The organism is Delftia sp. CH05 (genome assembly GCF_009827015.1).
Classification (GTDB): domain Bacteria; phylum Pseudomonadota; class Gammaproteobacteria; order Burkholderiales; family Burkholderiaceae_C; genus Comamonas; species Comamonas tsuruhatensis.
Genome location: NZ_WUMG01000079.1, coordinates 1 through 9498 on the forward strand (window position 1 = coordinate 1; position 9498 = coordinate 9498).

A 9498-nucleotide genomic window follows, 5' to 3' on the forward strand; every position below is an offset into this window, starting at 1 on the left:
CAGCGGGGCCGGGCCCCGCTGCGCCTGAGAAAAGGCGCGCGGACACCCACGCCAAGACGGCAACGATTTTTCAAACCAGAGGAGACATCACCATGAAAACCACCCCATCCCCGCGGACCCTGGCGGCCACCGCCGTGCTGGCCCTGGCCGGCTCCGGCGCCAGCTTCGGCGCCTTCGCGCAAGGCACCTCCAGCGTCACGCTCTACGGCATCGTCGATGTGGGCGTGGAGCACCTGAACAATGTGGCGGCGGGCGGCGGTCTCAGCCGCATGCCATCGACCACCAGCATGGTGCCCTCGCGCTGGGGCCTGCGCGGCAGCGAGGACCTGGGCGGCGGCCTCAAGGCCATCTACACGCTGGAGTCGGGCTTTGCGCCCGACCAGGGCACCTTCAACCAGGGCGGGCGCGGCTTTGGCCGCCAAAGCTGGGTGGGCCTGGGCGGCAACTGGGGCAGCCTGACCATGGGCCGCCAGAACTCCATGCTGTTCTGGTCGCTGCTGGACTCGGACATCATCGGCCCGGCCGTCTTCGCCATGGGCTCGCTGGACGCCTACATTCCCAACTCGCGCGCCGACAACATGCTGGCCTGGCGCGGCAACTTCGGCGGGCTGGCACTGGGCGCGGGCTACAGCTTCGGGCGTGACACCGTCAATGCCGGCCCCAGCCCGGCAGGCACCAACTGCCCGGGCGAGAGCGGATCGGACACGCAGGCCTGCCGCCAATGGTCGCTGTACGCCAAGTACGACACACCGGCCTGGGGCGTGGCGCTGGGCTACGAGCAGCAAAATGGCCGCACGCCGGCCTCGTCCACCGACCCGGTGTTCGGCGGCATGAACTCCAGCGCCAAGCATGACGAGCGCCTGCACCTGGGCGGCTACTTCAAGCTGGCCGGCGTGAAGATCGGCGGCGGCCTGCTGCGCCGCGACAACGACGGCGACGCCGTCAAGCCACGCAGCAACCTGTGGTACGTGGGCGCCTCCTACCCGGTCACCGAGGCCCTGGTGCTCGAAACCCAGTGGCTCACGCTGCGCTACCGCGGCGTGTCGGGCTACGACTCCGACCTGCTGGTGGCACGCGCCATCTACAACCTGTCCAAGCGCACGGCCGTCTACACGCAGCTCGGCCACATCCGCAACGACCGCCTGGCCACCGTCTCGGTCAGCGGCGGCGCGCCGGGCAGCAACACCGCGCCGGGACGCTCGCAGACCGGCATCAACGTGGGCATCCGCCACATGTTCTGAGCCGCTTCCATCCGCCTGCCTTTCCCATATTCACCAGGAGACATCCCATGCAGATGCATCGCCGTCATTTCGTCCAGGCCCTGGGCAGCGCCGCCGCCCTGGGCTCGCTGTCACCGCTGCAAGCCCTGGCCCAGGCACTGGACCAGGTCAAGATCATGTACGGCTTTCCGGCCGGCAGCTCGGGCGACAGCGTGGCCCGCCGCGTGGCCGAGCGGCTGGGCGGCACGCCCTACAGCAAGGGCCCGGGCTTTGTGGAGAACAAGCCCGGCGCCGGAGGCCGCATCGCGGTGGAAGCCTTGAAGAACTCCCCGCCCAACGGTTCCGTGCTGGCACTGGCCCCCGTATCGGCCTTCTCGGTCTATCCCCACATCTACCCCAAGCTGACCTACAGGCCCGAAGACGCAACGCCCGTATCGATTGGCGCCGTGATCTACCACGGCCTGGCCGTGGGCCCCGCCGTGCCGGCCGAGGTCAAGACGCTCAAGGACTTCCTGGCCTGGGCCAAGGCCAACCCCGACCGCGCCAGCTTCGGCTCGCCGGGCGCGGGCTCCATGCCGCACCTGCTGGGCGCGCTGCTGGGCCTGCGCTCGGGCGTGGAGCTCAAGCACGCGCCCTATCGCGGCACCGTGCCCAGCATCACCGACTTGGTGGGCGGCCAGATCGCGGCCACCATGAACCCCAGCGGCGACTACCTGCAGTACCTGAAGGCCGGCCGCCTGCGCGTGCTGGCCACCTCGGGCAGGCAGCGCTCGCCCTTCCTGCCCGAGGTGCCCACCTTCACCGAGCTGGGCTTTCCCGATGTCACGGTGGAGGAATGGTTCGGGTTCTACGCGCCCGCCAAGACACCGGCCGCCACCATTGCCAACGCCAACGCGGCCATCACCGCCGCGCTCAAGGACAAGGCCGTGATCGACGGGCTGGCGGCCCTGGGCCTGCTGGCGCGCGGCAGCACGCAGCAGGAGATGGCCGCCGACCAGCAGGCCGAGTTCGAGCGCTGGAGTTCGCTGGTCAAGCAGATCGGGTTCACGGGCGAGTCCTGATGGCGCACCCGGACGGCAGGTCCATATCCCTTCGCGAAACAAGGCCACACTCATGCAACAAATAATGTTGCATGAAACAGAACAGCCAATTCTCGGACGTCCTGCATGTGCTGCTGCACATGGCCGAGGGCGATGGACCTGCCACCTCCGACATGCTCGCCGCCGCGCTGCAGACCAACCCGGTCGTACTGCGCCGGCTGATGTCGGGCCTGCGCGATGCAGGCCTTGTCACCTCCGCCAAAGGCCATGGCGGGGGCTGGGTGCTGTCTTGCGAGCTGGACCGCACCACGCTGCGCGACGTGCATGAAGCCTTGGGCGCCCCTGATCTGGTGTCGCTGGGCTTCAGGGAAGACCGGCCCGAATGCCTGGTCGCCCAGGCCGTGAACGAAGCGCTGAGCAACGCGGTGCAGCAGGCCGAGGCCGCCCTGCTCGCGCGGCTGGGCTCGGTGACGCTGGCTGCCCTGTCCCAGGACTTCCATGCCCGCCTGGCGCGCCACCGCGCAGCGGGCGGCCAGGGCTGGTATCAACTGCAGGAGCACCAGCATGAAACACATTGATTTCGCCATCATCGGCGGCAGCTATGCCGGCCTGTCCGCCGCCCTGCAACTGGCGCGTGCGCGCCGCCAGGTGCTGGTGGTCGATGCCGGGCTGCGGCGCAACCGCTTCGTGGACCAGGCCGGCGAAACATCGCACGGCTTTCTCACCCAGGATGGCGTCGCCCCCGCCCAGATCGCCGCCCAGGCCCGGCAGCAGCTGATGGCCTACCCCACCGTGCAGTGGCTGGACGGCACGGCCGAGGACGCCCGCGTGGCGCCCGATGGCCGGCTGGAGTTCCGTGCAGCGGGCACCGCCATCAGCGCCGCCCGCCTCGTCCTGGCGCTGGGCGTGCATGACAGCCTGCCGCCCGTGCCGGGACTGGCCGAGCGCTGGGGCCGCAGCGTCTTTCACTGCCCGTACTGCCACGGCTACGAGATGAATGCGGGCCGCATCGGCATCATTGCCAGCTCGGCCCTGGCCCATCACCACGCCGTCATGCTGCCCGACTGGGGCCAGACCACCCTGCTGCTCAACGGCGCCTACGCGCCAAGTGCCGATGAGCTGGCCGCCTTCGCACGCCGCGGCACGCAGGTGGAGGCCACCCCCATCGCACGCCTGGAAGGCCGGGCCGACGTGCTGCTGCAGGACGGCCGCCGCCTGGTCATGGATGGCCTGTTCACCCAGCCGCGCACCCGCATCGCCAGCCCCGTGGCCGAACAGCTGGGCTGCGCACTGGAAGAAGGCCCCATGGGTCCCTTCATCAAGGTCGCGGAAGGCCAGGCCACCAGCGTCCCCAACGTGTTCGCCTGTGGCGACGCGGCCCGCGCGGCCGGCAACGTGGCCATGGCCGTGAGCGATGGCGCCATGGCCGGCATTGGCGCGCACCGGTCGATGATGGGATGGTGAACTGCGGCGCCCGCCCTAGAGCGTGCTATGCACTTTGATGTGCCCGCGAAAGCCGGGAAAGGGGTCCGGGACGAGGCGTGGCACGCTTTATCCGAAGACCGCGCCGCCCGCATCCAGCGCGGGCGGCCGCAGAAGATCGGCATTGACGCCCATGGCCTCGCTGGCCCGCTCCACGGCCTGCCACAGGGGGGCCGGCATCTGCAGTATTTCCTCGGGGGAGTTCGCGCGGGCGATCCAGTCGCTGATCTCAACGTGCTGCTCGGGGGTGAGCAGGTCCAGGTTCAGCATTTCGTCAATGGTCTTCATCGGGTGTCGGTCTGTCGCTCGTGTGCGGAAGGTGTACGGAAAAGGAACGGCCCGTGCATTGTCAGCGGTCCACGGCAGGCAGTCGCTGCAGCAGGGCATCGCGGGCGCGCAGGCCGGCATTGGGCTTTTGCGCCTGCTCGTCCTGGATCAGCGTGGCGAACACCAGCCTGCGCTGGTCCTTGGTGGCCCAGCCCACGTACCAGCCATAGGCCCGGCTGGCGTCGTAGCGGTTGTCGCTGCCCGGCGAGCCCGTGCCCGTCTTGCCATGCACGGTCCAGCCGCCCACGGCCACTGGATGCCGGGTGATGCGCGCGGTCATGTCGATGGCCTGACTGATCACGGGCAGTTCCCGGCGCACGATCCTGCGCATGAAGGCCACCTGCTCGGCCGCCGAGATGCGCAGCGAAGACACCACCCACACGCCGTTGTGGCCCGGGTCGGCCACTGGCACGGCAGAGACATCCTCGTTGCCATAGCGGAAGGCCTTCACGTAGGCGTCAAAGCGCTGCTGGCCCAGACGCATCACCACCTGCTGCGAGTACCAGAACACCGAGTCTTTCATCCACGCCTGGGGCGTGATATCGCGCCGCCAGGCATCCCCACCCCAGTCCGGATACTCCGGTTGGTACGGCCACGCGGGCCGGGACTCGTCCTGCAGGATGCCGGCGTCATAGCCCATCAGGCTGATGGCGATCTTGAAGGTGGAGGCCGGCGTGACCCGCTCGGCGCAGGCCGGGCCGCTGTGCACCAGGGACTGGCCCGTGTCGGCGTCGGCGACGAGGGTGCACAGTTCGTGCGCGACAACGGGGACGGGAACGGAAACCCAAAAAAAAGCTGCCACGGCCGTGGCAGCGGTTCCAGGAAATCTATGCATGTGCTGTGCGCTGCGGTGTTCGTATCTGGCGCGCGATCATAGATGCGCGCGCAGCCTTTGCAGAGCCCCTGCAGCAAACAGCCCCACGGCGCCCTGGGCAAGCGCGTGTGGGACTTGCCCATGGATGGGAACTGCCCGCGGGGCTACGCCTGCGCCTCCTGCAACTGCCGCCACATCACCTTGCCGCTGCCGCTCTTGGGCAGGGCCTTGACGAACTCCACCACCTTGGGCGCCTTGTAGACGGCCATGTTCTCGCGGCACCACTGGATGATGTCCTCGGCCGTGGTGTCTTCCTTGCCGGCACGCAGCACGACGACGGCCTTGACCGACTCGCCCCGGTAGGCGTCGCGCGTGGAGATCACGCAGGCTTCCTGGATGGCGGGGTGGCGGAACATCAGCGACTCGACCTCGGCCGGCCAGACCTTGAAGCCGCTGGCGTTGATCATGCGCTTGAGGCGGTCGGTGATGAAGTAGTAGCCGTCCTCATCCACGTGGCCCAGGTCGCCGGTGCGAAAGAACCGCTTGCCGTCGATCTCCATGAAGACCTGGGCCGTGGCGTCGGGGCGCTTCCAGTAGCCGTCGAAGACCTCGGGCCCGTGGACCACGATCTCGCCCTGCTCGCCCTGGGGCACTTCGGCACCGGTGTCAGGATCGATGACGCGCGCCTCCGTGCTCATGAAGGGAATGCCCAGGCACTGCTGCTTGGGGTGCTCGGACGGGTTGCTGTGCGTGGGCGCAGCGGTCTCGGTCAGGCCGTAGCCCTCGCAAAAGCGCAGGCCGTATTGCTCCAGCAGGCGCTGGGCCACGGCCTGGGGCATGGCCGCGCCGCCTCCGCCGATGTACTTGAGGCTGGTGAGGTCGAACTGCGCGAAGTTGGGGCTGCCCAGCAGGTCGATGACCATGGTGGGGATGTTGGTCCAGCTGGTGACCTGGTAGCGCGAGATCAGCCGCCCGGCCAGCTCGCGGTCCCAGCGCGGCATGACCACCACGGTGGCACCCATGAAGATGGCCGTGTGCAGCACCGACACCATGCCCGTGATGTGGAACATGGGCACCACCGCCAGCACGACCGCCTCGCTGGTGCCGCTGCCCCAGTAGCTTCCCGCCACCGCGTTGTGGTTGATGGAGCGGTGCGGGTGCATGCAGCCCTTGGGCTGGCCCGTGGTGCCGCTGGTGTAGGGCAGCACGGCCATGTCGTCGCGGCCCACCACATGGGGCGGCGCAGCGTCGGTGCAGGCCAGGGCCTGCTGCCAGGTGTGGACGCTGCCGCCATCCAGCACAGCCGGCTCGCGCCGGGTGAGCAGCCAGTCGTGCCACTGCGCAGGCGGCGCATCGTCGCCCTGCACACCGGCATCGAAGGCATCGGTGAACTGGGTGACGATCAGGTGATCGAGCCGCTGGCCCGGCGCCAGCGCGTTGCTGGCCTTGGCCAGCTCGGGGGCCAGGTCGGCCGTGGTGATGGCGACCTTGGCGTCGGCGTCGGTGATGTAGTGCTTGAGCTCCTCGGCCATGTTCATGGGATTGACCGGCACCACCACGGCATTGGCGCGGAAGATGGCGTAGTGCGCCAGGATGAGCTGAGGCGTGTTCTGCATCAGCAGGATCACGCGGTCGCCGCGCTGCACGCCCAGGCTGTGCAGGTAGGCCGCCATGCGCTCCGTGCCCTCGCACAGCTCGCGGTAGCTGATGGAGCTGCCGAAGTAGCGGATGGCCGGCTTGTCGGGATAGCGGCGCGCGTTGACGGCCAGGTTCTCCCATACGCTGGTGGCGGGCACGGTGATGGAATGGGGCAGACGGCTGGGCCAGAAGGCGTGGTGCGCGGGCAGGGTCGACATGGACGGATGGGCGTTGAATGGTCGGTGAGTGGATCGGACGGCGGCAATCCGCCTTGCCAGCGAGGCTAGGCGCACACCCGGTTCCCGGCATTGGGGAAGGCCCCAGGGAATCGTCGCCAAAGTGACGCTTGAGCGCCCATGGCATACCGATGCCACCGCAACTCGCCTTGTGCTTTCGCAAGCCGGCCACGGGAACGCCACAAGTACGCCACGGGTACGATGGCGCCATGCCCTCCACGCCCGCCATGCCCCACCTGTCCCGCCTGCAGCTGTCGCTGCGCGATCTGCTGGCCCGCCGCCGCAGCGCGGCCCTGGCCACCCAGCCCGCCGACTCCCCTGCCCCCGGGGCTGGCGATGCACTGCCCGCTCCCCGTCTGTCCATGGTGCCCTGGGCCTGGAATGCGCAGTTTGGCTGCTTTGTGCTGCACGTCAGCGCGCTGGCAGCGCACACGCGGGCCATGGAACTGCACCCGGCCGTCAGCCTGCTGGTGTGCGCGGCCGAAGTGGACGGCGAGGGCGTGCATGCACTGGAGCGCGTGGCCATTGAAGGCGTGGCCAGCACACCTCCGCCCGGCAGCGTGCTGGCCGATGGCGCGCGCGACAGCTATGTGCTGCGCTTCCCCGAAGCCGCGTTCATGACCGATCTGGGCGACTTCCGCATTGTCTGCATCACGCCATCCATCGCCCGGCACGTGGCGGGCTTTGGCGCGGCGCGCGATGTGTCGGCCCATGACCTGATCGAAGCACTGAGCATCCAGCCCAGCTGACTCACGTGCCCCGCACGTGGGCCGCGATCAGGGCGCCCACCGCATCGCCCTGCCCCGCCACGCAGGCGCGTACATGGTCCTCCCACATCTGGCCCTGCTGCTCCACCTGGGCATGGACAAAGCGCTGCAGCATGCGCCGGGGATCGTCGCAGCGCTCGTAGGCATAGGGATCACCGCGCGTGCACAGCGCCTTGAACTGCAGCCAGGCCGCCTGCCGCGTGACGGGCATGCCCTGCAGGCGCTGCCACTGGTGCAGCAGCTCATGGGCAAAGATGCCTGCGATCTGCGGATGCGACAGGCGCAGCGGCTGGCGCGGATCGGACTGCGTGAAGAAGGCACGCGGCATGAAGATGCGCCCGCCATTCATGGACAGCGCCCTGCGCGTGTCGCCCAGGCGGCGCAGATAAAGGCGCATGCGCGGCAGCAGCGCATCCAGCGAGGCACCGAAGTGCGTGCGCACAAAGGCCTGTTCCTGCGCATCGAGCGGCCGGCTCCAGAACACCATGCTCAGTCCCCCGGCCCCTGCCGATAGCGCCGTGCCATGAAATCCACGAAGGCACGCACGGCCGGGCGCAGATGCCGCGTGCGCGGATACAGCGCGTGGTAGCTGTACTGCCCCAGATGAAAACAGGGCAGCACCCGCACCAGCTGGCCGCGCTCGATGGCCGAGCGCACGGTATGCCAGGTCAGCGCCGCAATGCCCCGCCCCGCGCGTGCGGCCTCGAAGATGGTGGCCACCGAATCGGTGCGCAATGCCGCAAGCGGCTGGACCTCGGTGACAGCGCCCTGCCCGGACACCACGCTCCAGCGCAGCTGGGCCGGACCCGCAGCAAAGGCCAGGGCGCGGTGCGCGGCCAGTTGCTCTGGCACCTGCACCACCCCGTGGCGCATCAGATAGGCGGGCGAAGCCACCAGCACCAGAGGCGAATGCGTGAGCAGCCGCGCCTGCAGTCCACTGTCCGGCAATTGCCGGCTGATGCGCACGGCTGCATCCACGCCCTCGGCCACCAGGTCCACCAGCCGGTCGGTGCACAGCAGTTGCAGCTCCAGATCCGGGAATTGCTGCTCGAACTCGGGCAGCCAGTCGCCCAGCTCGATGGCGCCCACGGCCAGCGGCAGCGTGATGCGCAGCACGCCCGCCACGCGTGCGCGGCGCACGGCCAGCGCGGCCTCGGCCGCATCGAGCTGCTCCAGCAACTGCACGCAGCTGAGGTAGTAGCTGCGCCCCGCCTCGGTCAGGCTCAGCCCGCGCGAATTGCGCTGCAGCAGCTGCGTGCCCAGTTCCGACTCCAGCCATTTGACATGGCGCGAGGCGGTCGAATGCGTCATGCCCAGCCTGTCCTGCGCCGCCGTGAAGCCCTGCGCATCCACTACGCCGCAAAACACCCGCATGGCCTGCCATCTGTCCATTGCCCGTGCACTCCTTTGGCGGGGATTGTGGGGCATGCGGGCGGCCGCATTCCGTTGCGCCACAGCCCCACGCCGGCCCCTTTTCCGCCCCATTCCTCCCTTTGGGCCGCAGAAACAGACTATTCCTAGAGACAAGCACGCCGCAGCTGCCTAGATTGACCGGCAACCCGGACACAGGCTTGCCTCCACCAGCTCCCCGCCAGACGCATGGCCGCCTCCTGCCCGAGATTCCTAAAAATCCCGAGGGAGAAACTCACATGCACCCACGGCACACGCTGCTGCGCAGCGCCTTGCTATGCCTCGCCGCACTGCTGGCCCAGGCCACGCCCACCCTGGCGACTGCCGCCCCCAACCTGGGCGGCGGCTCCGGCAAATGCGACCCCACCGTGCAAAGCTGCGCCCCCGGCACGGGCGGCGGCATCGACCTCGGCGGTGGCGGTGGCGGCTCGGGCGGCGGCACCTGCACCCCCACGCCCGGCGGCAGCCCCTGCGGCGGCGCCGGCCCCGCCACCCAGGGCAACTCCAGCAGCACCCACCAGGGCGCAGGCAACCCCATCCACCTCATCAACGGCAACAAATACC

The 9498-nt window shown here is 69.1% G+C and carries 10 protein-coding genes and 1 pseudogene; 6 read left to right on the plus strand and 5 right to left on the minus strand.

Translation table 11 applies throughout. The features are described 5' to 3' along the window. Positions 1-92 precede the first annotated feature (92 nt). The 4 genes from GRX31_RS29645 to GRX31_RS29660 all read left to right on the plus strand — a co-directional run bounded on the left by GRX31_RS29645 (position 93) and on the right by GRX31_RS29660 (position 3724). A complete protein-coding gene (locus GRX31_RS29645; protein ID WP_016450572.1) occupies positions 93-1241 on the plus strand; it encodes a porin in 1149 nt (382 codons plus the stop codon). 47 nt (positions 1242-1288) lie between these two features. Beyond that, positions 1289-2281 (plus strand): tripartite tricarboxylate transporter substrate-binding protein, encoded by a 993-nt coding sequence (locus tag GRX31_RS29650; protein WP_016450573.1) that lies wholly within the window; start codon positions 1289-1291, stop codon positions 2279-2281. A 71-nt stretch (positions 2282-2352) separates the two neighbouring features. Then, positions 2353-2838, plus strand: a complete 486-nt coding sequence (locus GRX31_RS29655; protein WP_016453247.1) for an Rrf2 family transcriptional regulator — start codon at positions 2353-2355, stop codon at positions 2836-2838. Further along, positions 2825-3724, plus strand: a complete 900-nt coding sequence (locus GRX31_RS29660) for an NAD(P)/FAD-dependent oxidoreductase (RefSeq protein ID WP_160856121.1) — start codon at positions 2825-2827, stop codon at positions 3722-3724. The genes GRX31_RS29655 and GRX31_RS29660 overlap by 14 nt, the downstream gene beginning before the upstream one ends. An 87-nt stretch (positions 3725-3811) precedes the next feature. Here the strand turns inward: GRX31_RS29660 and GRX31_RS29665 are convergent, their stop codons facing one another. The 3 genes from GRX31_RS29665 to GRX31_RS29675 form a co-directional block, all read right to left on the minus strand. Beyond that, positions 3812-4030, minus strand: coding sequence for a hypothetical protein (locus tag GRX31_RS29665; protein WP_016450576.1), 219 nt, complete (start codon positions 4028-4030; stop codon positions 3812-3814). A gap of 61 nt (positions 4031-4091) precedes the next feature. After that, positions 4092-4904, minus strand: a complete 813-nt coding sequence (blaOXA, locus tag GRX31_RS29670; RefSeq protein WP_160856123.1) for a class D beta-lactamase — start codon at positions 4902-4904, stop codon at positions 4092-4094. Between the two features lie 143 nt (positions 4905-5047). Beyond that, a complete protein-coding gene (locus GRX31_RS29675) occupies positions 5048-6739 on the minus strand; it encodes a long-chain fatty acid--CoA ligase (RefSeq protein WP_160856125.1) in 1692 nt (563 codons plus the stop codon). 227 nt (positions 6740-6966) lie between these two features. On the opposite strand from GRX31_RS29675, the gene GRX31_RS29680 reads away from it, so the two are divergent. Next, entirely contained in the window at positions 6967-7506 is a 540-nt protein-coding gene (locus GRX31_RS29680; protein ID WP_074924061.1) for a pyridoxamine 5'-phosphate oxidase family protein, read from the plus strand. 1 nt (position 7507) lies between these two features. On the opposite strand, the gene GRX31_RS29685 is transcribed toward GRX31_RS29680, so the two are convergent. Both GRX31_RS29685 and GRX31_RS29690 read right to left on the minus strand, forming a co-directional pair. Further along, positions 7508-8011 (minus strand): hypothetical protein, encoded by a 504-nt coding sequence (locus GRX31_RS29685; RefSeq protein ID WP_160856127.1) that lies wholly within the window; start codon positions 8009-8011, stop codon positions 7508-7510. 2 nt (positions 8012-8013) lie between these two features. Next, positions 8014-8916 (minus strand): LysR family transcriptional regulator, encoded by a 903-nt coding sequence (locus GRX31_RS29690; RefSeq protein ID WP_016450581.1) that lies wholly within the window; start codon positions 8914-8916, stop codon positions 8014-8016. Positions 8917-9173: 257 nt separating this feature from the next. Here GRX31_RS29690 and GRX31_RS29695 point away from each other — a divergent pair. Continuing rightward, a pseudogene (locus tag GRX31_RS29695) lies at positions 9174-9498 on the plus strand (hypothetical protein); the annotation flags it as partial.

Coding starts and splice junctions, on each gene's coding strand:
- GRX31_RS29675 (WP_160856125.1), bottom strand. CDS start 6,739: ATGTCGACCCTGCCCGCGCACCACGCCTTCTGGCCCAGCCGTCTGCCC.
- GRX31_RS29660 (WP_160856121.1), top strand. CDS start 2,825: ATGAAACACATTGATTTCGCCATCATCGGCGGCAGCTATGCCGGCCTG.
- GRX31_RS29665 (WP_016450576.1), bottom strand. CDS start 4,030: ATGAAGACCATTGACGAAATGCTGAACCTGGACCTGCTCACCCCCGAG.
- GRX31_RS29680 (WP_074924061.1), top strand. CDS start 6,967: ATGCCCTCCACGCCCGCCATGCCCCACCTGTCCCGCCTGCAGCTGTCG.
- GRX31_RS29690 (WP_016450581.1), bottom strand. CDS start 8,916: ATGGACAGATGGCAGGCCATGCGGGTGTTTTGCGGCGTAGTGGATGCG.
- GRX31_RS29655 (WP_016453247.1), top strand. CDS start 2,353: ATGAAACAGAACAGCCAATTCTCGGACGTCCTGCATGTGCTGCTGCAC.
- GRX31_RS29685 (WP_160856127.1), bottom strand. CDS start 8,011: ATGGTGTTCTGGAGCCGGCCGCTCGATGCGCAGGAACAGGCCTTTGTG.
- blaOXA (WP_160856123.1), bottom strand. CDS start 4,904: ATGCATAGATTTCCTGGAACCGCTGCCACGGCCGTGGCAGCTTTTTTT.
- GRX31_RS29645 (WP_016450572.1), top strand. CDS start 93: ATGAAAACCACCCCATCCCCGCGGACCCTGGCGGCCACCGCCGTGCTG.
- GRX31_RS29650 (WP_016450573.1), top strand. CDS start 1,289: ATGCAGATGCATCGCCGTCATTTCGTCCAGGCCCTGGGCAGCGCCGCC.